The following is a 21,362-nucleotide window of genomic DNA, read 5'->3' as shown; positions in this document are numbered from 1 at the left end:
CGGACTGGGCGGCGGATGGCCGGGGCGGGTCGCGGATCATGGTCCGAGGCGGTCCGCCGGGGTGTCGCCGATGGGGCTGAGGTGCAGCCCGGCCAGGCGCCAGCACCCGTCGGCGGTCGCCGAGGTCAGGTACTGCGTGACCTGGAACCGCCCGTCCATGTCGCGGCCCTCGTAGACGGACTGCTGGGTCTGTACGCCCAGTGCCACGGCGCCGTCGCCGTAACGCCGGACCTGTACGTCCCGCCAGTCGAACGCATCGTGCACCAGCGCCCCGCAGTCGTAACGCTCCAGCCACCGCGGCTTGTCCAGCAGGAAGCCGCGTGGCCCGACGGCCTGGAAGTCGTCGGTCAGCAGCGCGTCCAGTTCCCGGGTGTCGCAGCGCAGTTCAGCACGCGCCCAGCGCACGCCGAACGCCGCGAGCCCGGCTTCACCGTACGTGTCCGCCGTCACCGTTCCCACCGCCTCGACGGCGTCTGCCGCCGCTGTCGCCCCGGCTGTCTTCACCATTCCGGTTGTCTCCGCCATCTCCCTTGCCGCCTCCCCTTCCGTCCTCCGGTTCGGTTCACCCCGGTTCGGCCCGGTCAGCGTCCGTGGCCGCGGCTGTGTCCAGGCTGGGGCCAGGGGACGGGGGAGCGCGTCGGGCGGGAGGACGACGCGGCTTTACTCCACGGAGCGCAACGGTCTGCTCCCGTCCGTACACCGGCGGGAGTACGGGGCGAGGGGGCGCATTCGCGGGGGATTTCGGGGCACAGTTGGTGGAGACCGAACGGCCGAACGGCCGCATGGCCGCATGGCCGTATGGCCGCAGACTGAACCAGTACCGACAGTAATGAAGACGCCCGGGGGCCCGGCCGACGAGGACCAGGCGCCCGCCGTGGCCGTGATGAGGAGCCCCGTATGCCAGCGGTTCCAGGGGTGCGCAGCTTGCGCAGGGTGGTGCGGCAGCGCCGGGGGCGGCCGACGGTGGATCTCGCGCACCCGTCGCGTTCGCCGCTGGGCACCTCCGTAGTGGGCTGCGTCGCCTATGACGCCGAAGGCACTCGGCTGTTGGGCGAGTGCACCGTCACCGAGGCCCACTCGTGCGTACGCAAAGGCGACGAGGGCGGCTTCGTGTGGATCGGCCTGCACGAGCCCTCCGAGGAGGAGTTCGAGGACATCACCGAACTGTTCGGCCTGCATCCTCTGGCCGTGGACAACGCCATCGAGGCCCACCAGCGCCCCAAGGCCGAGTGGTACGGCGGCGAGATGATGTACGCGGTCTTCAAGACGGTCAGCTACGTCGAGCACGAGAAGCTGACCAACACCAGCGAGGTCGTGGACACCGGCGAGATCGTCGTCTTCACCGGCGCCGATTTCGTGATCACCGTGCGGCACGGTCCGCACGGCTCCCTCGGCCCACTGCGCGAGAGCCTGGAGGCCGAGCCGGAACGGCTGGCGCAGGGCCCGGCGGCGGTCCTGCACGCCATCGCCGACCAGGTCGTGGACGACTACCTGCTCGTCGCCGACGAGGTGCAGACCGACATCGACAACCTGGAGGTCGATGTCTTCACCCCTGGCGGATCGAGTGGTTCCGGCGGAACGGGCGGCTCCGGCGGAACGGGCGGCTCCGGCGGGAGGGGCGGCTCCGGCGGGAGGGGCGGTTCCGGCGGAACGGGCGGCTCCGGTGCCTCTCGTGTATCTGGTGACTCTCGTGCCTCTGGTACATCGGGCGCACGGGGCAGGCCGGGCAAGCTGGATGGCGCCGCCGGCTCCGACACCGGGCGCATCTACCAGCTCAAACGCGAACTGCTGGAGCTGAAACGCGCGACCGGCCCGCTGGCACGCCCCCTCGAACTGCTCTCCTCACAGCCCAACAAGCTGATCGACGCCGAGATCCGGAAGTACTTCCGGGACGTCGCGGACCACCTCGCCCGCGTCACCGAGCAGATCGCCGCGTTCGACGCCCTGCTCGACTCGATTCTCCAGGCCCACCTCGCCCAGGTCTCGGCCGCGCAGAACGAGGGCATGCGCCGGATCAGCGCCTGGGTCGCCATCGTCGCCGTTCCCACGATGGTGTGCGGCGTCTACGGCATGAACTTCGCCCACATGCCCGAACTCCACTGGAAGTTCAGCTATCCGGTGGTCCTCGTCGTCATGGCGGCGATCTGCTTCGTCATGCACCGCTCCTTCCGCCGCAACGGCTGGCTGTGAGGCGGCGACATGCCGACGGACGATGAGCCAGGGCCACTTCAGGCAGCGTTTTCCTCGTCCGCCACACCGCTCGGACAAGCGTCCGACCCGCCCCGCCCCGGCGCAGGACTTCCCGGGCTTACTCGGCCTGGCGGCCGAGGTCGAGCAGCGGGTGGCCGAACCTGGCGGCCCGCAGCGTCACCGTGCGGGTGCTTGAACTCGTCGCTGATGGTCAGAAGTTCTCGGACAGGAGACTGCGCCGGGTCCACCCCTGTTCGAGGATGACGCTTCGTAGGGGCCGTTTCATATCGGTGCTGTCGAAGCTGGACGACTCCTGCAAGCGGCGGCGGCCCTCGGAACCTCGCCCGACGGCCCAGCCCTCGGCCCAGGACCGCCCAGGACCACGGCTCTGCTGATGTCCGATCTTCGTTGTGCTCGCCGACCCCGAAGGCAACCGCTTCTGTGTCATCGATACCGGTCACAGCGCAAAGTAGTCACCAGGGCGCACGGTGCATGAGGCGGCCCTGGTGAACGGCGAGCAGGCGTGCTGCGCGGCAGCGCTTCCACGGCCGGGTGGCGCGTCGGGCGGTGTGCCGGACGGTGCGGCGTGCGGTCTCGCGGGCTGCGGCGTACCAGCGCGAGCGCCGCAGGGCCCGGCGCAACCGGGTGCCGTGCAGTTCCCCGAAGAGGTGAATGTACTGCTCTACGACGCGTTCGGGGTCGTAACGGTGGGCGCTCACGAGGGCGGCCTGGGCCATCGCCTGTCGGCGGGGCTCGTTCTCGATGAGTGTGAGCATCCGGCCGGCCAGCGCGGCGGCATCGTCGCGGGGGACGAGGAAGCCGTCGATACCGTCATGGATGATCTCGGCGGGCCCCAGGGGGCAGTCCGTGCTGATGACGGGAACTCCGCAGCGCATCGCCTCCACCAGCGTCATCCCGAACGACTCCGCGTCGGAGGAACTGGCGACGAGGGAGGCCCGTGCGAACTCCGCCTCGATGGGCGAGCGGGTGCCCATCAGCCGTACGCGCGAGCCCAGTCCGAGCCCTTCGGACAGCTGGTGCAGGCGCTGCTTCTCGGGTCCGCCCCCGTAGATGCGCAACCGTGCTTCCGGATGCTTGGCCGCGACGGTCGAGAACGCCTCGATCAGCAGGTCGAACCGCTTGCCGGGGACGAGCCGCCCCGCCGCCGCGATGACGGCCTCCGGATGCTCCGCACCGCCCGTCTGCCGCTGCTCAGCATCCTCCGGGCGCCGCATCGACGGAACGTCACACTCCGCTTCCGCCGCTTGCCATGGTGAAGGAGACGGCTCGGGGACGATGTTGGGGACGGACACGACCCGCACCCCTGGCAGCCGCATACGGTGCCGGTAATCGGCGGCCTCGCCCCCGCGCTCGCCTCCCTGAGCACGGACATGGAGTCGCCGGCCCTGTCCGTACGCGTGCAGACGGCGGACCTCCCGGTAGCGCCCCGCCCACCCGAGGCAGTTGAGACCATCGCCTACTTCTGCGCGGCCGAACTCCTCACCAACGTGGCCCGCCACGCGGAGGCGAGCCAGGTGCTGGTGACCGTCGGAGTACGAGAGGGCGCACTCGTACTGGAGGTCACGGACGACGGGAAAGGGGGCGCGCCGCCGATAGGCCGGGCGGCGACGGGAGACATGACCAGGGCGGAGGCGGCGATGCCACGCCTGGTGCGGGGGTACGCCGATCCGTGGCGGCCGAAGATCTCCGGGCCCTCGTCCACCGGCCTGCAAGGACTGTCGGAACGCGTACGGACAGTGGACGGCACGCTGACCGTCCAGAGCCCGCCCGGCGGTCCCACCAGAGCACACTGGTCCGCCTCCCCCTGTCCCAGCGGCCGGAGCCGGCGCCGGAGCCGCCCCCGCACCCGGCCCCACCTGCCGATCGGGCCCGTGTTCGGCGTCCGGAATCGGACTCATGCGAAGATGCTTGCGGTCGTGACACGGATGGGATGATCCATGAGACCAAGTCGCTTCATGATCCATCGCCTGGGAGCACGGAGCCGCGCGCGATGCGTGCGGTGACCGTCACGGGAAGCCGTACGACCGGGCATCAGGGTCCGGCGCACTACGCGCGGCTGTTCGCGGACCACCTCGCTCCGTTCGCGCACGAGGGGCACTTCTATCTGGGCGGGGCACGCGGGATCGACAGTCTCGCGCTGGAGTGGCTGGCGGTCGAGACGCGGGCGTGGATCACCGTCGTGGTGCCCGGGACGCTGGATCAGCAGCCCTACGAGGCCCGGCTGGCGGTCGATCGGGCCCGGGAGCGGGTCACGGAGATCGTCGAGCTGGGGGCCGAGCCGCTGGACGACGCCGCGTATCAGGCCCGCAACCGCTGGATGGTGGACCGCTCCACGCTCACCATCGGCTTCCCGGTCGGGGAGAGCCGCAAGTCCGGCACGTGGCTGACCCTCGACTACACGGCGCAGCAGGGCAAGGCCCGTTTCATCGTTCCCACGTAGCCCGCGGGGCGCGAAGCGCGTCAGGCGAGGTGAAGAGACCGGCCTGCCCCCGGGAGCCGGGAGGTCGTCCGTCCCGGGGAGTGGTCTGGGTGCCGGGAGGTGGTCTGTGCCGGAGGTGGTCCGGCCTGGGAGGTGGCGCGTCCGGCGGGGGCCGCGAGAAGGCGGCCCGTTCCGGCGGTGCGGGGGTCACCGTGCGCCGGAGGTGCTGGGTACGGCATCTCCCGAGGGCGCGTCGCCGCGGCCGTAGTGGTGGGTGGTGAACATGTACAGCAGGCCCGTCACCAGCACCACCCCGCCGCACAGCAGCACGATGTAGTTGGAGTACCAGGGCTCCTCGGGGGTGCGGGCCCAGCAGATGTTGATGATGGCGAAGAGGCCGTAGGCGAGGGCCGCGCTGTTGACCAGCAGGCCCCAGCGGCCGAGCGTGAACTCCCCGGTAGCCCGCCAGCCCTTCAGCCGGGCCCGCAGGGCGGCGAGGACGACCATCTGGAACGAGCCGTAGATGCCGAGGATCGCGAACGACACGATCTTGGTGAGGGCGTCGGCGGAGATCAGCGAGCCGAAGGCGATCAGTCCGGGGACGACGGCGGCCACCAGGAGGGCCACCTCGGGAACGGCCCGTTTGGGGGAGAAGCGGCGCAGCAGCCGGTGGCCGGCGACCATGCGGTCGCGGGCGTAGGAGTAGATGAGACGTCCCGCGGCGGCCTGGAGGCTGATGGTGCACGAGAGGAAGGAGATGAGGACGACGGCCATCACCAGCCGTGCCCCGACCTCGCCCATGGCGTCGAAGAGCAGGTGGACGACGGGGTTGGTGTCCTTGCCCGAGATGACCGCCCCGTAGTCGGTGACGGACAGCAGCAGCGAGCCGCAGGTGAAGGTCGCCGCGGCGCCGCCGACGTAGATGGTGCGGCGCATCGCCTTGGGGATGACGAGCCCGGGGTGCGCCACCTCCTCGGCCGTGTCGCCGCACGCCTCGAAGCCGTAGTACTGGTAGAAGCCGATGATGGCGGCGGCCAGGAAGACGGGGAGGTACGAACCGTTCCCGGCGGTGCCGTAGTTGTCGAAGATGACGCCGAGGCCGTGTGCGCGGTGGGTGACCAGCAGGTAGATGCCGACGATGAGGGCGCCGACCAGCTCGGCGCTGAAGCCGATGACCGCCGCGAGCGACAGCGCCTTCGTACCGGCGAAGTTGATGAGCGCGGCGACGATGATCAGGATGACGGTGCAGATCACGGTGGTGTGCACGTTCGAGTCGAAGCCGAGCAGGATGGCGATGTAGGGGCCGGCGCCGTAGGCGACACTGGTGATGGTCACCAGCAGCGCCCACATGTAGACCCAGCCCGTCATCCACGCCCACCGTTTGCCCCACAGCCGCCGCGCCCACGGGTAGACCCCGCCCGCGATGGGGTATTGGGCGACGACCTCGCCGAAGACGAGCGCGACCAGGAACTGTCCGCAGCCGGCCAGCGCGAACGCCCAGATCATCGGCGGCCCGCCCTTGGCGAGGGCCGAGCCGAAGAGGGTGTAGGTGCTCACCACGGGGGAGAGGTAGGTGAAGCCGAGGGCGAAGTTCGCCCACGGGCCCATCTCCTTGCGGAACTCCGAGCCGGGAGCACCGTCCGCCCCGCCGCCCTCCGCGCTGCCGCCGATACCGCCTCCGCCCTCCGCGCCGCCCCCGGTGCCGCCCCCCGGGCTGCCGCCGAAACCGCCTCCGCCGCCCCCGGTGCCGCTCCCGGAACCGCCCCCCGCGCCGCCCCCGGGTGTGGCCGCCTCGGCCTGGCTCATCAGCGTTCGCTCCCCTCGGGCGTGGGGCCCGGCCGGCCGGTGATCAGGTCGGCGGCGCGTTCGGCGGCCAGCAGTACGGTCACCATGGGGTTGATGGACGGCATGGTCGGGAAGACCGAGGCGTCCACGATCCGCACCCCGTCCTGCCCGCGCAGCCGCAGCAGCGGGTCCACGACGGCCAGTGGATCGTCGGCGGCGCCCATCCGGCAGGTGCCCGCCGGGTGGTAGACGGTGTGCGCGGCCCGCCGCCCGTACTCCGACAGTCCCTCGTCCGAGCGGATGCCGGGCCCGGGGGCGATCTCGCGGCGCAGCCAGTCCCGCAGCGGCGCGGTGCCCGCGACCTCGCGGGCGAGGCGCAGCCCCTCGACGATGGTGCGCTCGTCGTGGCCGTCGGGGTCGGTGAAGTAGCGGAAGTCCAGGGCCGGATGCTCGGCCGGATCGGCGCTGCGCAGCCACAGCCGGCCGGTGGAGCGGGCGCGCGGCACGTTGGGCGTCATGCACACGCCGTAGGGGGGTGTGGGGTAGCCGAGGCGCTCGGTGTTGACGGTGAAGGGCACCTGGTAGAAGTGGAACATCAGGTCGGGCCGGGGCTGGGTGGTGTCGCGGCGTACGAACAGCCCGGCGTCCGAATCCATGGCCGAGTTCGGCGGCAGCGGGCCGTGCGTCTCCCAGATGATCACCGACTCGGGGTGGTCGAGCAGGTTCTCGCCCACGCCGGGCAGGTCGGCGCGTACGTCGATGCCGAGCGCGCGCAGCTGGTTTGCGGGGCCGATGCCGGAGAGCAGCAGCAGCCGCGGCGTGTCCACGGCCCCGGCGCACAGCAGCAGTTCGCGCTCGGCGCGCACTGTGCCCGTGGAGCCGTCCGCGTACCGCACCCTCACCTGGGTCAGCCGCCCGTCCGCGGCGGGCAGCAGCTGGTGGGCCCAGGTCTCCAGCTTCAGCGTCAGGTTGGGCCGGTCGAGCACGGGGTGCAGGTAGGCGACGGAGGCGGAGGAGCGGTGGTTGGTCGCCGGGTCGTAGGAGAGGGAGAAGAATCCGGCGCCGTCGGGGAAGGGGCGGCGGTTGAAGTCCTCGATCACGGGGACGTGCAGCGCCTCGGCGGCGGCGGTCACGAAGTCCTTGGCGATGGGATTACGGTCCGCCTCGCCGACGGGCACGATCGTGTTCTGGAGGCGCCTGCGGTAGGGCAGTACGGTGACCGGGTCCCAGCCCGCGCAGCCCATCCCCACCCACTCGTCCAGGTCCTCGGGGAAGGGGAGGAAGCTGATGAGGGTGTTGTGCGAGGAGCAGCCGCCCAGCACGCGGGCGCGGGAGTGGACGATGTGCGAGTTGCCGCGCGGCTGTTCGGTGGTGGTGTAGCCGTAGTCGTATGCGCTCTCCAGCAGGTTGATCCAGTTGCGCAGCCGCAGCACGTTCTCGTCGCCGACGTCGCTGGGGCCGCCCTCGATGACGCACACCCGGCAGTCCGGGTCCTCGGTCAGCCGGGCCGCCAGCACGCAGCCCGCGGTGCCGCCGCCGACGACGACGTAGTCGTAGCCGTCGGAGACGTCGTGACCGGAGACGTCGTGGCCGGGGCCGCCGCTCTCGCGTTCGTTCATGCTTGCCTCTCCCACCGTGCTCGTCCCGCTCAGCCCTTGAACCAGCCGGAGGGAGCCGGCTTGAGGTTCTGGTAGACGTGCTTGGCCTCCTGGTATTCGCGAAGCCCGGTCGGCCCCAGCTCGCGGCCGATGCCGGAGCGGCCGAAACCGCCCCACTCGGCCTGCGGCACGTACGGGTGGAAGTCGTTGATCCACACGGTGCCGTGCCGCAGCCGGCCCGCGACCCGCTGGGCGCGGCTCGCGTCGTTGGTCCACACGCCGCCGGCCAGCCCGTAGCGGGTGTCGTTGGCCAGTTCCACGGCCTCGTCCTCGGTGCGGAACCGTTCGACGGTGACGACCGGGCCGAACACCTCTTCCTGGACGATGCGCATGGAGCGGTCGCAGTCGGCGTAGACGGTCGGCAGCAGGAAGAAGCCGTTCGCCAGTTCGGGGTCGTCGGGCCGCCGCCCGCCCGTCACCAGTCGGGCTCCTTCCTCGCGGGCGATCTCCAGATAGCTCTCGACCTTCGCCCGGTGCTCGGCGGAGCTGAGCGGGCCGCTCTCGGTGAGCGGTTCCAGGCCGCTGCCCAGCCGGATGGCGGCGGCCCGCGCGCCGAGCCCTTCGACGAACTCGTCGTGGATGCCCTCCTGCACCAGCAGCCGGGAGCCGGCCGAGCAGACCTGGCCGGAGTGGAGGAACGCGGCGTCCAGCGCGTAGTCGAGCGCGGCGGGGAAGTCGGCGTCGTCGAAGACCACGTTGGGGTTCTTACCGCCCAGCTCCAGGGCGAGGTTCTTGACGCCGGGCGCGACGCTCTCCATGATTTTCCGCCCGGTCGCCAGGCCGCCGGTGAAGGAGACCAGGTCCACCTCGGGGTGCGTGGTCATCGCGGCGCCGACGGTCGTCCCCGAGCCGAGGACGAGGTTGGCGACCCCGGCCGGCGCCCCGGCTTCCGCGATGAGGCGGATCATGGCGATCGTGGACAGCGGCGTCGTCTCGCTGGGCTTGAGCACGAAGGTGTTTCCCGCGGCCAGCGCCGGGGCGACCTTCCAGGACGCCTGGAGCAGCGGGTAGTTCCACGGTGCGATGAGGGAGCACACGCCCACCGGGTGGTGGACGACGCGGCTGAGAATGTCGGGGCCGACGTCCACGACCCGGCCACCGTCCTTGTCCGCGATCTCGGCGAAGTAGCGGAAGGCGCCCGCGACGTCCTCGATGTCGATGCGGGCCTCGGTGAGGGTCTTGCCGGTGTCGAGGGTCTCGGTGCGGGCGATCTCCTCCTGGTCGCGCAGGAGCAGATCGTGCACCCGGTGGAGGACATCGGCCCGCTCCCGGGTGGGCGCGTCGGACCAGCCGGACCGGTCGAGGGCCCGCCGGGCGGCGCGGACGGCCAGATCGACGTCGGTCTCGTCCGCCTCGTCCACGGTGGTCACCACCGAGGCGTCGTACGGGTTGATCACATCCCGCCGCCCGCCCGCCGTGGCCTGCCGCCACTCCCCGTCGATGAACAGCTCAGCCATCGCCCGTCTCCCTCGCCGCCGTCGTACCGGGCGCCAACATCGCGCAGGGCGCTGCCGCTGCCTACGAGACGCACCGGATGGGGGCGGGGACGGGGGCGATAATCGGCACGGATGGGCCAATCCGGTGCCTTGCGCCCTTACGGGCGAATCGAGGCGGGGACTTGGCGAACTGATGCGGGGCCCGCCCGGCGGCGGCCCCTGCGGATCCGGCGGCCCCCGCGGATCCGGAGGCGGGCTCCCCGCGGACCCGGCGCGCGGCCTGACGGAGCAGCCGGTGCGGCCTGACGCGTGAGTGCGCGGTGCGGACCTGACGCGAGTGCGCGGTGCCCCTGGGTGAACGTGTGTGCATGAGCGCGGGAGGCAGGGGCACCCGGGTTCGGGAGGTTGATACGTATGGTTCCGTTGCTACTCGTTCTGCTTTTGGCCCTGATCCTCTTCGGTGCCGGGTTCGCCCTGAAGGCGCTGTGGTGGATCGCCGTGATCGTGCTTGTCGTCTGGCTGCTGGGGTTCCTTCTCCGCTCGACACCCGCGGGTGGCAAGCGCAGCCGCTGGTACCGCTGGTAGCGCCCGTCGCAGGTGGGCACGTCGCCGACCGCACCAGCACCCGTGTTTTCGCACGCACGCCGGAGGGGCCGTTCGCGCCCCTCCGGCGTGCGTCTGCTCCCGGAAGCTGACGGGTCGTAAGGTCGGGATCATGGATACGACGGCACTACTGACCGATTGTTACGACCGGGTGCGCGACGAAGTCCACTCCGTGCTCAGCGGCATCAGCGAGAAGCACCTCAACGAACGGCTCGACGAGGAAACCAACAGCGTCGGCTGGCTCGTCTGGCACCTCACGCGCGTCCAGGACGACCACATCGCCGCCGCCGCCGGACTCGATCAGGTCTGGCACTCGGGGGGCTTCGAGGAGCGGTTCGGCCTGGCCCTCCCCTCCGACGACACCGGCTTCGGCCACGGTCCCGAGGACGTGGCGGCCGTCCGGGTGGACTCGCCGGACCTGCTGCTGGAGTACCACGACGCGGTGCACGAGCAGACTCTCAACTATCTGCGCGGTCTGAGTCCGCAGTCGCTGGGCCGCATCGTGGACGACGCGTGGGACCCGCCCGTCACCCTCGGTGTCCGCCTGGTGAGTGTGATCGGCGACGACATGCAGCACGCCGGCCAGGCCGCGTTCCTGCGGGGCGTCCTGGAACGCCGCCGCTGAGCGACCGGGGGCGCCCCGCTCCGACCTGTCCGAGTGACGCCGAGCCCGAGCCCGGAGCGGCTCCGAGCCCGAGCCCGAGCCCGAGCCTGTGTCCGTGTCCGATCCCGATCCCGAGTCCGAGTCCGAGTCGAAGAGAGGCGCGCACCGTCACCGTGAACTCCCCACAGCGCACCGCCACCAGCTCCACGCTCACCCTCCATGTCAACGGCACCCCCTACACCGTCACCGCCGACCACCGCGCCACCGTCTTGGACGTGCTCCGCGAACAGCTCGGGCTCACCGGCTCCAAGAAGGGCTGTGACCATGGCCAGTGCGGCGCGTGCACCGTCCTGCTGGAGGGGCGCCGCGCCAACAGCTGCCTGCTGCTGGCGGTGGCGCACGACGGCGCCTCCTTCACCACGGTCGAGGGGCTCGGCGACGAGGAGAAGCCGCACCCCCTGCAGGAGGCGTTCGTCGAGCGCGACTCCTTCCAGTGCGGCTACTGCACCTCCGGCCAGCTCTGCTCCGCCGTCGGCATGCTCGCCGAGGCGTCCGCGGGCCACCCCTCGCACGTCACCGCGCGTCCCGCCCTGGAGCGCGCCGCCGCCGGCCCCGCCGAGCTGACCCGCGAGGAGATCCGCGAGCGCATGAGCGGCAACATCTGCCGCTGCGGCGCCTACCCGCACATCGTCGACGCGATCGAGGACGTGACCTTGTGAGGCCCTTCACCTTCGAGCGGGCCGCGGCGCCCGAGCAGGCCGTGGACGCCTTCGCCGCGCACCCGCACGCCCGCTACCTGGCGGGCGGCACCAACCTCGTCGATCTGATGAAGCTGGGCGTGGAGCGGCCCGAACACCTCATCGACGTCAGCGGCCTGGCACTGGACCAGGTCGAGACCACCCCCGAGGGCGGACTGCGCGCCGGGGCCAACGTCCGCAACAGCGACTTGGCGGCCCACCCCGCCGTCCGCCGCGCCTACCCCGGGCTCTCCCAGGCCCTGCTTGCCGGTGCTTCGGGGCAGCTGCGCAATGTCGCCACCACCGGCGGCAATCTCCTCCAGCGCACCCGCTGCCCTTTCTTCCAGGACACCTCGACGCCCTGCAACAAGCGCGAGCCGGGCACCGGCTGTTCGGCACGCGAGGCCGCGAGCCGCGACATGGCGGTGCTCGGGCACTCCGCCGCGTGTGTGGCCACCCACCCCTCCGACATGGCGGTCGCGCTGGCCGCGCTCGACGCGAAGGTGGAGGTGCTGGGGCCCGAGGGGCCGCGCACCGTCCCCGTCACCGGCTTCCACCGGCTCCCCGGCGACAGCCCGGAGCGGGACACGGTGCTGGCACCCGGCGAGCTGATCACGCACGTCACGCTGCCGCCGCTGCCCGAGGGTGCTCGCTCCGGCTATCTCAAGGCCCGCGACCGCGCTTCCTACGCGTTCGCGCTGGCCTCCGCCGCCGCGGTGCTCGTGCTGGACGGCGACGGCGGGATCCGGCACGCGTCGCTGGCCTTCGGCGGGCTCGCCCACCGGCCCTGGCGGGCCACCGCCGCCGAGGAGGCGCTGCGCGGTGCGCCCGCCACCCCGGAGTCGTACGCGCGTGCGGCCGAGGCGGAACTGGCCGCCGCCGAACCGCTGTCCGAGAACGGCTTCAAGGTGCCGCTGGCCCGCGGCCTGGCCGTGCGCCTGCTGACGACCCTCGCCCAGAGCCCCGACGAGAGCCCCGACGACAGCTTCGCCGACAGCCCCGACGGGGCGTGATGAGGATGGCCGTGCATCACACCAGCGACATCAGCGACATCAGCGACGTCAGCGACATCAGCAATGTCAGCGACACCAGCAACGTCAGTAGCGGCAGCAACACAGCCTCCGCCACCGGCGTCGTCGGCCGGCCCGTCGAGCGGCGCGAGGGCCGCGCCAAGGTCACCGGGGGCGCGCGCTACGCCGCCGAACACACCCCGCCGGGCTGCGCGTACGCCTGGCCCGTGCCCGCCACCGTGGCGCGCGGACGCGTCGTCCGGGTGGACGGCACCGAGGCGATGGCGGTCACCGGAGCGCTGGCCGTCCTCACCCACGAGAACGCCGAGCGCCTCAACCGGGCCGACGACGCGATCCTCGACGTCCTCCAGAACCCCCGCGTCCCGCACCGGGGCTGGTACGTGGCGGTGGCCGTCGCCGAGACCATCGAGGCGGCCCGCGCCATGGCCGAGGCCGTGCGCGTCGAGTACGAGGAAGAGCCGCACGATGTCGTCCTCACCCCGGACCACCCCGGGCTCTACCGCCCCGAGGAGGCCAACGGCGGTGCGGCCGGGGGCCGCGAGCGCGGCGACTTCGACCGCGAGTACGGTGCGGCCCCGCACGCCATCGACGTCACCTACACCCTCACCCCGCTGCACAACCACCCCATGGAGCCGCACGCCGCCACCGCGCTGTGGGAGGGCGGGCATCTGATCGCCTACGACTCCAGCCAGGGCTCGACCACCGTCCGCCAGACCCTGGCCGCGCTCTTCGACCTGGACGAGGGACAGGTCACCGTCGTCTCCGAGCACGTCGGCGGCGGCTTCGGCTCCAAGGGCACCCCCCGCCCCAACGTGGTGCTGGCCGCGCTGGCGGCCCGGCACACCGGCCGGCCCGTCAAGCTGTCGCTGCCCCGGCGTGAGATGCCCGCGATCGTGGGCCACCGCGCGCCGACCATCCAGCGGCTGCGGCTGGGCGCCCGCGCCGACGGCACGCTGACCGCGCTGGCCCACGAGGCGGTGACCCACACCTCCACCGTCAAGGAGTTCGTGGAGCAGGCCGCCGTTCCCGCGCGCGTGATGTACGCGTCCACGGCCAGCCGCACCCAGCACCGTGTCGCGGCGCTCGATGTGCCCAGCCCGTCGTGGATGCGGGCGCCCGGCGAGGCACCGGGCATGTACGCGCTGGAGTGCGCGATGGACGAGCTGGCCGTCGAACTGGGCATCGACCCGGTCGAGTTGCGGCTGCGCAACGAGCCGGAGACCGAGCCCGACACCGGCAAACCCTTCAGCAGCCGCCACCTGACCGACTGCCTGCGCGAGGGCGCCCGCCGCTTCGGCTGGCACGAGCGCGACCCACGGCCCGGGGTGCGCCGCCGCGAGGGCGACCTGCTGCTCGGCACGGGCGTCGCGTCCGCCACCTACCCGGTGATCGTCGCGCCCTCCACCGCCTCGGCCGAGGCCCTGCCCGACGGCACCTTCCATGTGCGGGTCAACGCCACCGACATCGGCACCGGAGCGCGCACCGTCCTCGCCCAGGTCGCCGCCGAACAACTCGGCGCACCGCTGGAGGCCGTACGCATCGACATCGGCAGCAGCGACCTGCCCAGCGCCTCCCTGGCAGGCGGCTCCTCGGGCACCGCCTCCTGGGGCTGGGCCGTCCACAAGGCGTGCCGGGAGTTGCGCGCCGCGGGCGGCGGCATCGCCACGGTCGATACCACCTCCGACGTGCAGGCGCAGGAGGAGTACGCGCGGCACGCGTTCGGCGCGGTCTTCGCCGAGGTCCAGGCCGACACCGTCACCGGCTGGGTGCGGGTGCGCCGCATGCTGGGCGTCTTCGCGGCCGGCCGCATCCTCAACCCGCGTACCGCCCGCTCCCAGTTCCTGGGCGGCATGACGATGGGCCTGGGCATGGCGCTGACCGAACACAGCACCCTGGACCCGGCCACCGGCCGCTTCATCGAGGCCGACCTGGCCGGATACCACGTGCCCGCCTGCGCGGACGTGCCCGACATCGCCGTCGACTGGATCCACGAGGACGACCGGTACCTCAACCCCGTCGGGGGCAAGGGCATCGGCGAGATCGGCATCGTCGGCACCCCGGCCGCGATCGCCAACGCGTTCCACCACGCCACGGGCCTCCGCTGCCGCGACCTGCCCCTCACCCCGGACCGTACGGGCCTGCTGGGGTGAGGGGGCCGGTCCCGCGCGGCCGGTTAAGCCGTCCGACGCGCGGCCGGTTCAGCCCTCCGACGCCGCGCCGTCCCCTCCCGGGGCGGCGGCGCGGCAGGCCGCGGTGCGGTGCGCCGTGACCGCTTCCTCGGCGATCCGCACCATGTCGCCGCGCAGCTTCCCGTAGTCCTCCCGCCACGCCTGGGCCTTGACGTACAGATTGGTGGCGTTGTCGTCGCCCGTGTTCTTGGTGCAGGGGACGACGATGCTGGCGGTGTCCTCGGAGGACCAGCTCCGGTCGAAGCCGGGGATGCTCCTGGTCCTGCCATGGCCCGGGCCTGTGCCCACCCGGTCGGGCTTTTTCACCGAGTTGTGCTGCTCGACGGAGACCCGCAGTACCTGCTTGCCGTCCACGGTGACACCGCACTGGGCGTCGTAGCTGTCTGCCGCCCGGGTCAGCCGCTTCCAGCGGTCCGCGGAGCGGGACGCGGGAACGACCCGGTCCACCACCGGTTCCGGCGCCCAGCAGGTCGTGCCCCCCGAGAGGTCGGAGAACTTCGCTGGGCCGTTGCCGTTCTTGCCCTGCTCGCCCTTGGCGAGGTAGCCGCCCAGCGCCCCCGCCGCGACCAGGGCCACGGCGAGGACGGCGAGCAGGGCTGTACGGAGCGGGCGGTTCATGTGTGTGCGCTCCATTGCTTCTCGACTACTTCTCGACGGCCATTTGCTTCACCTGTTCGATGGAGGTCAGGAACGGCGCCGTCGATCCGACCCGGCTGTACCCCTGGCTGAAGCCTTCATCGGAGTACAGCTCCGCCCAGCTCTTCGAGACCTTGACGCCGTGCTCCTTCCCGATGGCCTCCAGCATCTTCTCGTTCTGCCGCACGTCACGCCCGGCCATCTCGTCATAGATCGCACCGGCCCGGTCGGCCGCCGGGGCCGACTTGTTGCTGCTCCAGTACTCCGCGTCGTGGTCGTTGAGGGCCGCGCCCTCGGCTCCGATGATCAGCGACGCGGCGGTCGCGGCCCCGACCGGGGTCGCCGTGAAGGGGGGCAACACGCTGGCGCCCGTCACGACGGTGCCGAACGCTCCGTTGCCCCACAGGCGCTTGCTGAGCGTGGACTTGTCGTAGTCCTGATCCTCCATGACCGCCGGGCCGATGATGCCCTCCTGGGCACCGGCGGCCAGTGTGCCCGCGGTCTCCCCCGAGGTCTTGAGGACCTCGTGCACGATGTCTTCCGGGGGCGCGTCGTACTTCTGGCCCGCGGGGACGTCCCCGCCCAGGTGATGGTCGAGCACCTGGGCGGTGTAGAGCTTCTGCCCGGCGGTGAGTGTGGCGTTGGCGTCGGGGTCCTGTCCGAGCTGCACGAGGAACTTCGTCACGTCGCGGTGGTCCAGCTCGGCTTCTTGCCCGGTCATGGGGAACAGCTTGTCGCCGTCCCCGCCGTCCTTCATGGCCCGGAAGAAGTCCGGCGTGTACTCGGCCGCCGCGTTTCCCAGGCCAGGACGCATCCCCGGGGCCAGCGAGATGTCCGCGTTGCCGTCCTTGTCGACGGTCCCCATGCCCTTGATCAGCTTGGACATGAGATCGGACTGGTCCTTGGTGTGCTCGGCGGGGACGTTCAGCGGCGCGTCCCAGTCGTGGCCGGTCGTCGCGGAGGCGAGCGCGTGCCCGAGAGACACCCGGGGCCCGGTGAAGTCCTTCTCGCGGCCGGAGCCGGGAACCTCTCCGTCCGGCAGCCACGTGCGGTCGCGCAGCACGTGGTCGAAGTTCTCCTTGTCCTGGAAGAAGTCCGTGGACGCGTCGCTGTTGTGACCCAGCGCCTCGAAATATCCGGTGAACGGGTCCTCGCCCTTATCCCATTTCGGGCCGAAGTTGAGGTATTCGGCGGGAGTCATCCCCTGGGTCAGCCACTTGCGGTGGGTGTCCTTGTCCGTCTCCGTCGAGAGGCCGTACGGGACGTAGGGGGCCTTGTCCTTCTCCACGAGCGCGTCGCCGTAGTCGTTCAGGAAGGAGGTGTCCCACTTGCCGGTCCGCATGAGGTTGCTCATGACCTGGAAGCCGTAGGGCCGATCGGAGCTGCCCACGCCGGTGTACGGGAGCTTCCCTATCCGGTCGTCGGCCACTTCGAGGACGTCCTTCTTCCACGCCGCCACCGCCGGGGAGTCCGAACGGCTGGCGAGGCCCATCGTGACGCCCAAATTATCCTGGAGCGCGGCGAGTTGCTTCGTCACTCCGACGGGGCGCTTTTCCGCGACCGGCGGCACGGCATCGGTGTACGACGGCTGCGCCGCGCGGTTCCAGAACTCCATCATGCCCTTGGCGCCCATGCCGGTGGTGAACTGTTCGGCGAACCGGGAGTTGAGGGAGTTCTTGGCGAGCAGGCCGTTCAGCTCGGCGAGTTTCTTCGGGTCCTTCTTCAGGTTCTCGTCGTTGGCCAGCTCGACCGCGGCCTTCGCGTCCGCCTTCGTTTCCTTGTCGACGTCCTTCAGGTGGGCGAGGCCGTCGTCGGTGAAGCCCTTTCCGGCGCCGTTCGGGTCGAGTCGCAGCGCCGTCTTGAGCCGCCGGTCGGCGGTGCCGGCGAACTCCAGGGCCCGTTCGGTCCTCCTGGTGTAGGAGACGATGGCCTCGTGGTAGGACTTCTGCAAACCGGCGTCCGACTTCACGTCATCGGGCGGGTCGAGATGGACCACGCCGTTCTCCCGGTTGACCTTCAGGTAGACCTTCCCGTCGGAAGCGGGCGCCTCGACATCTTCGATGATGGCCTTCAGTTCGTCCTTGGCCCACTGGAAGTCCTCCAGTGCCTCGGTCATGATCCGGCCCACATTGTCGGCCTCACCGGCGGCCTTGGTGATCTGTGTCTTCACCCCGTCGAACCGTTTGACGGCGGCGTCCCGCGCTTCGCCCTTCCAGTTGGAGGTGCGCAGCGGGTCGGCGACGGTGCGGTTGAAGTGGGTCCGCACGGTACGGAACTTCGCACCGAGTTTCGTCCACTTCTCGGCCGCTTCCTTCAAAGGCGTCAGGTTCACATTCCTGACATCCGAGTAATCGAGCGTCATTTACGGGCCCCTTCTCAGGAGTCGGATCCGGAAGAGGGCGTACTGTTCTGGGGAACGTAAGGGCCGTACAGCGGGGGCCCGTAGGACGGATTCGTCCGAGGCGTCGGCCCCGGTGTCGTGTTCAGAAAAGGCGAGTTGCTGCCGGGCCGGAGCAGAGAGGGCGAGTTGGGGTTCAGGAACAGCGGCGGGGTGTCCGGACCGGACGTGCCGCCGTGCGCCTCCTCCCGTTTCTTCTTCGCCAGCGCCGCCATTTCGGCCGCGGTCCGCGTATCGTCGCTCTTGAATTCCTCGGCGGCCTTGCGCAGCGCTTTGCCCATGGAGCCGAACAGCCCGTCCAGATACTTCATCTGGCCGCGCCAGCGCTCCTGGAACTGTTTGACGGCCTCGTCGCTCTCGAAGCCCTTCATGGTGCCGGGTACCTGTTCGGTCTCCCGCATGGTCTCGTTGTCCGCCTTGGCGAACTCGCCGCGCACCGTGTCCGCCTTGCCGGCGTGGCCTCTCAGTTGGCCCGCGTCCACATGAAGGTACTTGCCCCCCTTGCCACCATTTCCGCCCTCACCGTCGCCCGCTCCGGCGAGCCGCATCGAAGTGGCCTGCTCAGCACGGGCGTTGGCGACCAGCCCGGTCCATTCCTGCTCGAAAGACACATTCTCCCCGCTTTCAGTCGGTGAATGTCGCCGACATCCTCGGCAACCTACAAGACGACCGACCACGGTGGCGCCCTCTTTGTGCCGCGACAGTGACCGTGACGCCGCCTCCCGTTTATCTCGCGGCAGTGCCCGTGCCGGCGCTCCCCTTTTGTCACCACCGCGCCGACGATTTCACCGATCTGTCACAGCGGGGCACTAGGCGCGTTCGCAGCGCAACTCCGTGCGAGTGCCCTCGTTGGTGGTGTGCACGATATGCAAGGTGCTGCCGGTGTACTCGACTCTCAGTTCGTCGTCGGAGTCCTCCGAACTGCCGGTCAGGACCTGCCACACCAGCCGCAGCGATCCCGAAGCCCCGATCATGGCGGGGACGCCGTACGCGGCCACCCGGCTGACCATGCGCGGGGTGTAGGGCGATCTGGGACCGCTGAGCTTCAATCTGCTGCCGGACAGCGCCCATGAGCCCTTCCACGGGGCGTCGCTCTCCCACGCGCCCCGCGGGTACGGCTCGATGCTCCAGCGGCCCCCCGTGATCTCGACGGTGAGGCGTATCGGCTCCTCTCCCGCTGGGGGGCTCATCTCCACCCGCCACTCTCCCTTGAGGAAGGCGGCGACCGTCAGCCCCAGAGGCCCGGGGGAGCCGCTGTTACCAGGGTCCTTGCCGCACGCGGCGAGGACCGAGGCCCCCAGGGCCACGGCTGAGTAACGCAGCGTGGCGCGTCGGCCCACCAGCTTCGTGACGGCCCGCACCTGACGAAGACTCGGCATACTGCTCATCACTCGCCCCCCAACCTGTCGAGCACAGCAGGCTTTCAGCGTAGGCGCCGATCGGGCCGAAAGCAGCGGGGCGCTTTACACCACGCGCGCCCCGCTGCCCTGGCGCAGGGCGAGCCGTACCGCCTCCAGCGCACTGTTGAAGGAGACCTCGCTCAGTACGCCGGGCGCCGCGACCTGGTCGCCCGCCACGTAGACCCCGTCGCCCCGGTCCACGGCGGGGCGGTCGCGCCAGGTGGTACCCGGCGGATCGACGGCGCCCGTGCGGCCTTCGGCCACCGCCTCCCTGCGGTGCACCACGCGCTCGCGCCAGCCGGGAAAGCCGAGGTCGAGCAGGTGTTCAGCGCGGGCCAGCGGCTGGGTGCGGGGAGCGCCGGGCGGCAGGGGGAACTGCGCCTGGAGCAGCGACTGCCCCTCCGGCGCCAGCGTGCGATCGACCGCTGTGAAGCGCTCGATCCAGCCCGGCGCGTCCAGGTCGGAGATCACGAACGCGTCGCCGCGCCGTGCCGTCAGTGCCAGGTCCAGCAGCACCGTACGGCCGCTCGGCCAGGTCAGCGACGGGTGCCCGAGCAGGGCGTGCGCCGCCGCCAGCGAGGTGGCCACCACCACCGGGCCGCGCCGGGCGCCGGGCAGCGCGTCCAGGTCGCTCACGCGCGCGTCCGTCTCGATGGTCACGCCCTTGGCGCGCGCCTGGTCCGCCATCCGTTTGACGAGCGCGCCCCAGCCGCCGCGCGGGTAGCGCGCCTCGGGCGGGAGCCGGGAGGCACGCCGCATGCGCGCGTGGGTGAAGGCCGCCGACAGTTCGCCGGGCGCGTGGTGGAAGGTGGCGACGGCGGCGAAGTTGGCCGCCGCCACCGCCGTTTCCTCACCCCACCGTCCGGCCGCCCACTCCAGGTAGGGCACGTCGGACGGCGCTTCCTTCGCGCGCCGCGCCCGCAGCAGCCCGGCCGGCGGCGTCGCGCGCAGCCTGCCGCCGTGGTGGTAGCGGAAGCGCAGCCCTTCGGCGGGCGGAATGCCCGCCAGCGGACGCAGCAGTCCGCGCTCCTTGAGCCAGCGCCAGTGCGGGCCCTTGGCGTAGAGCGCGTGCGGTCCGTCGTTGGTGCGGTGTTCGCCGTCGGCGGTGCGGGCCCGTCCGCCGAGCGCACGGTGTGCCTCGTACAGCGTGACCTCGGCCCCGGCCTCGGCTCCGGCCAGCGCCGCGGTCAGTCCGGCGAAGCCGCCGCCGATCACGGTGAGGGGGTACATACGCGCCTCCGTTGACTCCATGACGTCGTGGTTCGTGACTCGTGGTTCGTGACGGGCGGGAGGGGCCGGATTGTGACACCGCCGGGGCGCGAAACGGCAGAAAAGTTCCTAATCTGGTCTGGGGGTGAGACGAGGGAGGTGCCTCGATGCCCGAGCTGCCCGATGTCGAGGGGTTCCGCCGGGTCCTCGCGGACTGCGCGCAGGGCCGGACGATCCAGCGGATCGAGGTACGTGACAGCGGCGTCCTGCACGGCGTACGCCCCCGGCAGTTGCGGGACGCGCTGGAGGGCCGCCGCTTCGGCGCACCCGAGCGGCGCGGCAAGTGGCTGCTCGCTCACACCGGCGGCCCCACGCTGCTCGTGCACTTCGGGATGACGGGCCAACTGGTGTGCGCCTCCCCGGAGGACCCGTACCACGCGCACGACCGCGTCGTCTTCACCCTCGGCAAGCGGCGCCAGCTGCGCTACCGCGACCAGCGCAAGCTCAAGGGGCTCTGGCTCGCGGACAAGACCGGGGTGGACGAACTCCTCGCCTCCCAGGGGCCGGACGCCCTGACCGTCTCCCGCCACGACTTCGGCCGGGCCCTCACCTCCCACCACCGCACCCTCAAGGCGGCGCTCACCGACCAGTCGGCGGTCGCCGGGCTCGGCAATCTGCTGGCGGACGAACTCCTGTGGCGCTCCCGCCAGCATCCCGCGCGCCAGACCACCGCTTTGACCTCGTCCGACATCGCCCGGCTGCACACGGACATGCGTCAGGTCCTGCGCGCCTGCGACCGCGCGGAACGGGTCCCGCCCAAGTCCACCTGGCTCACCGGCCACCGCGACGAGGAGGACCCCGCCTGCCCCCGCTGCGGCGCGCCGCTGCGCAGGACCCGTACGGCGGGCAGAAGTACCGTCTGGTGCCCCCACTGCCAGCCGCCACCCGGCGAGCGCCGCCGCTGAGGCGGGGGTGTGATCGAAGCGTCACCCCCTGAACCGGTGACGGAATACGGGAGGCCCCCGGGAACTGCCGGACGGAATACG

19 protein-coding genes are annotated in these 21,362 nt (G+C 71.3%); 9 read left to right on the top strand and 10 right to left on the bottom strand.

From position 1 onward, the window contains the following. Positions 1–36 precede the first annotated feature (36 nt). Positions 37–525 carry a nuclear transport factor 2 family protein gene (locus tag ABD339_RS12085; RefSeq protein ID WP_344565158.1) on the bottom strand — a complete coding sequence of 163 codons (489 nt, stop codon included), beginning with the start codon at positions 523–525 and terminating at the stop codon, positions 37–39. A gap of 372 nt (positions 526–897) precedes the next feature. On the opposite strand from ABD339_RS12085, the gene ABD339_RS12080 reads away from it, so the two are divergent. Continuing rightward, positions 898–2,190, top strand: a complete 1,293-nt coding sequence (locus tag ABD339_RS12080; RefSeq protein WP_344565157.1) for a magnesium and cobalt transport protein CorA — start codon at positions 898–900, stop codon at positions 2,188–2,190. A 473-nt stretch (positions 2,191–2,663) separates the two neighbouring features. On the opposite strand, the gene ABD339_RS12075 is transcribed toward ABD339_RS12080, so the two are convergent. Beyond that, the gene (locus ABD339_RS12075) at positions 2,664–3,425 is read right to left on the bottom strand and encodes a glycosyltransferase (RefSeq protein WP_425575967.1); all 762 of its coding nucleotides are present in this window, start codon (positions 3,423–3,425) and stop codon (positions 2,664–2,666) included. A 105-nt stretch (positions 3,426–3,530) separates the two neighbouring features. Between ABD339_RS12075 and ABD339_RS12070 the strand changes: the two genes are divergently transcribed. Next, positions 3,531–4,145 (top strand): sensor histidine kinase, encoded by a 615-nt coding sequence (locus ABD339_RS12070; RefSeq protein WP_425575966.1) that lies wholly within the window; start codon positions 3,531–3,533, stop codon positions 4,143–4,145. Next, positions 4,142–4,651, top strand: a complete 510-nt coding sequence (locus ABD339_RS12065; RefSeq protein ID WP_486388540.1) for a DNA-processing protein DprA — start codon at positions 4,142–4,144, stop codon at positions 4,649–4,651. The genes ABD339_RS12070 and ABD339_RS12065 overlap by 4 nt, the downstream gene beginning before the upstream one ends. 186 nt (positions 4,652–4,837) lie before the next feature. Here ABD339_RS12065 and ABD339_RS12060 read toward each other — a convergent pair whose 3' ends face one another. The 3 genes from ABD339_RS12060 to ABD339_RS12050 are packed head-to-tail and all read right to left on the bottom strand — an operon-like array spanning position 4,838 to position 9,530. Further along, positions 4,838–6,436 carry an APC family permease gene (locus tag ABD339_RS12060; protein ID WP_344565151.1) on the bottom strand — a complete coding sequence of 533 codons (1,599 nt, stop codon included), beginning with the start codon at positions 6,434–6,436 and terminating at the stop codon, positions 4,838–4,840. Next, positions 6,436–8,034: a GMC family oxidoreductase gene (locus tag ABD339_RS12055; protein WP_344565150.1), complete on the bottom strand. Its 1,599-nt coding sequence runs from the start codon at positions 8,032–8,034 to the stop codon at positions 6,436–6,438. The genes ABD339_RS12060 and ABD339_RS12055 overlap by 1 nt, the downstream gene beginning before the upstream one ends. Before the next feature lie 29 nt (positions 8,035–8,063). Then, positions 8,064–9,530 (bottom strand): aldehyde dehydrogenase family protein, encoded by a 1,467-nt coding sequence (locus ABD339_RS12050; RefSeq protein WP_344565149.1) that lies wholly within the window; start codon positions 9,528–9,530, stop codon positions 8,064–8,066. A gap of 393 nt (positions 9,531–9,923) precedes the next feature. Here ABD339_RS12050 and ABD339_RS12045 point away from each other — a divergent pair, with 393 nt between their 5' ends. The 5 genes from ABD339_RS12045 to ABD339_RS12025 all read left to right on the top strand — a co-directional run bounded on the left by ABD339_RS12045 (position 9,924) and on the right by ABD339_RS12025 (position 14,634). Next, complete coding sequence (locus ABD339_RS12045; protein ID WP_344565148.1) at positions 9,924–10,094, top strand: hydrophobic protein; 171 nt, start codon at positions 9,924–9,926, stop codon at positions 10,092–10,094. A 130-nt stretch (positions 10,095–10,224) separates the two neighbouring features. Then, complete coding sequence (locus tag ABD339_RS12040; protein ID WP_344565146.1) at positions 10,225–10,737, top strand: mycothiol transferase; 513 nt, start codon at positions 10,225–10,227, stop codon at positions 10,735–10,737. Positions 10,738–10,889: 152 nt separating this feature from the next. Beyond that, positions 10,890–11,435: a 2Fe-2S iron-sulfur cluster-binding protein gene (locus tag ABD339_RS12035; protein WP_344565144.1), complete on the top strand. Its 546-nt coding sequence runs from the start codon at positions 10,890–10,892 to the stop codon at positions 11,433–11,435. Beyond that, complete coding sequence (locus ABD339_RS12030; RefSeq protein ID WP_344565142.1) at positions 11,432–12,466, top strand: FAD binding domain-containing protein; 1,035 nt, start codon at positions 11,432–11,434, stop codon at positions 12,464–12,466. Before ABD339_RS12035 ends, ABD339_RS12030 begins: the two co-directional genes overlap by 4 nt. 56 nt (positions 12,467–12,522) lie before the next feature. Continuing rightward, positions 12,523–14,634 (top strand): xanthine dehydrogenase family protein molybdopterin-binding subunit, encoded by a 2,112-nt coding sequence (locus ABD339_RS12025; protein WP_425575972.1) that lies wholly within the window; start codon positions 12,523–12,525, stop codon positions 14,632–14,634. Positions 14,635–14,682: 48 nt separating this feature from the next. Here the strand turns inward: ABD339_RS12025 and ABD339_RS12020 are convergent, their stop codons facing one another. The 5 genes from ABD339_RS12020 to ABD339_RS12000 all read right to left on the bottom strand — a co-directional run bounded on the left by ABD339_RS12020 (position 14,683) and on the right by ABD339_RS12000 (position 20,337). After that, complete coding sequence (locus tag ABD339_RS12020; RefSeq protein WP_344565138.1) at positions 14,683–15,291, bottom strand: hypothetical protein; 609 nt, start codon at positions 15,289–15,291, stop codon at positions 14,683–14,685. 25 nt (positions 15,292–15,316) lie between these two features. Beyond that, a complete protein-coding gene (locus ABD339_RS12015) occupies positions 15,317–17,671 on the bottom strand; it encodes a hypothetical protein (protein ID WP_344565136.1) in 2,355 nt (784 codons plus the stop codon). Positions 17,672–17,685: 14 nt separating this feature from the next. Continuing rightward, positions 17,686–18,318 carry a WXG100 family type VII secretion target gene (locus ABD339_RS12010; protein ID WP_344565134.1) on the bottom strand — a complete coding sequence of 211 codons (633 nt, stop codon included), beginning with the start codon at positions 18,316–18,318 and terminating at the stop codon, positions 17,686–17,688. 198 nt (positions 18,319–18,516) lie between these two features. Then, positions 18,517–19,095, bottom strand: a complete 579-nt coding sequence (locus tag ABD339_RS12005; RefSeq protein WP_344565132.1) for a hypothetical protein — start codon at positions 19,093–19,095, stop codon at positions 18,517–18,519. Positions 19,096–19,170: 75 nt separating this feature from the next. Beyond that, a complete protein-coding gene (locus tag ABD339_RS12000) occupies positions 19,171–20,337 on the bottom strand; it encodes an FAD-dependent oxidoreductase (protein WP_344565130.1) in 1,167 nt (388 codons plus the stop codon). A gap of 146 nt (positions 20,338–20,483) precedes the next feature. Here ABD339_RS12000 and ABD339_RS11995 point away from each other — a divergent pair, with 146 nt between their 5' ends. Beyond that, positions 20,484–21,281, top strand: a complete 798-nt coding sequence (locus ABD339_RS11995) for an Fpg/Nei family DNA glycosylase (protein WP_344565128.1) — start codon at positions 20,484–20,486, stop codon at positions 21,279–21,281. Positions 21,282–21,362: the final 81 nt, after the last annotated feature.

It is taken from the genome of Streptomyces axinellae, from assembly GCF_039532135.1.
In the GTDB taxonomy this organism is placed as follows: Bacteria; Actinomycetota; Actinomycetes; order Streptomycetales; family Streptomycetaceae; genus Streptomyces; species Streptomyces axinellae.
The sequence above is the reverse complement of the archived record's forward strand: the minus strand, read 5'-3'. Positions and strand labels throughout refer to the sequence as shown.

What these genes read in the sequence shown, in the direction of transcription:
- ABD339_RS12005 (WP_344565132.1), bottom strand. Translation starts at nt 19,095, where the DNA reads ATGAGCAGTATGCCGAGTCTTCGTCAGGTGCGGGCCGTCACGAAGCTG.
- ABD339_RS12040 (WP_344565146.1), top strand. Translation starts at nt 10,225, where the DNA reads ATGGATACGACGGCACTACTGACCGATTGTTACGACCGGGTGCGCGAC.
- ABD339_RS12075 (WP_425575967.1), bottom strand. Translation starts at nt 3,425, where the DNA reads ATGCGGCGCCCGGAGGATGCTGAGCAGCGGCAGACGGGCGGTGCGGAG.
- ABD339_RS11995 (WP_344565128.1), top strand. Translation starts at nt 20,484, where the DNA reads ATGCCCGAGCTGCCCGATGTCGAGGGGTTCCGCCGGGTCCTCGCGGAC.
- ABD339_RS12045 (WP_344565148.1), top strand. Translation starts at nt 9,924, where the DNA reads ATGGTTCCGTTGCTACTCGTTCTGCTTTTGGCCCTGATCCTCTTCGGT.
- ABD339_RS12050 (WP_344565149.1), bottom strand. Translation starts at nt 9,530, where the DNA reads ATGGCTGAGCTGTTCATCGACGGGGAGTGGCGGCAGGCCACGGCGGGC.
- ABD339_RS12000 (WP_344565130.1), bottom strand. Translation starts at nt 20,337, where the DNA reads ATGTACCCCCTCACCGTGATCGGCGGCGGCTTCGCCGGACTGACCGCG.
- ABD339_RS12080 (WP_344565157.1), top strand. Translation starts at nt 898, where the DNA reads ATGCCAGCGGTTCCAGGGGTGCGCAGCTTGCGCAGGGTGGTGCGGCAG.
- ABD339_RS12060 (WP_344565151.1), bottom strand. Translation starts at nt 6,436, where the DNA reads ATGAGCCAGGCCGAGGCGGCCACACCCGGGGGCGGCGCGGGGGGCGGT.
- ABD339_RS12065 (WP_486388540.1), top strand. Translation starts at nt 4,142, where the DNA reads ATGATCCATGAGACCAAGTCGCTTCATGATCCATCGCCTGGGAGCACG.
- ABD339_RS12055 (WP_344565150.1), bottom strand. Translation starts at nt 8,034, where the DNA reads ATGAACGAACGCGAGAGCGGCGGCCCCGGCCACGACGTCTCCGGTCAC.
- ABD339_RS12020 (WP_344565138.1), bottom strand. Translation starts at nt 15,291, where the DNA reads ATGAACCGCCCGCTCCGTACAGCCCTGCTCGCCGTCCTCGCCGTGGCC.
- ABD339_RS12085 (WP_344565158.1), bottom strand. Translation starts at nt 525, where the DNA reads ATGGCGGAGACAACCGGAATGGTGAAGACAGCCGGGGCGACAGCGGCG.
- ABD339_RS12015 (WP_344565136.1), bottom strand. Translation starts at nt 17,671, where the DNA reads ATGACGCTCGATTACTCGGATGTCAGGAATGTGAACCTGACGCCTTTG.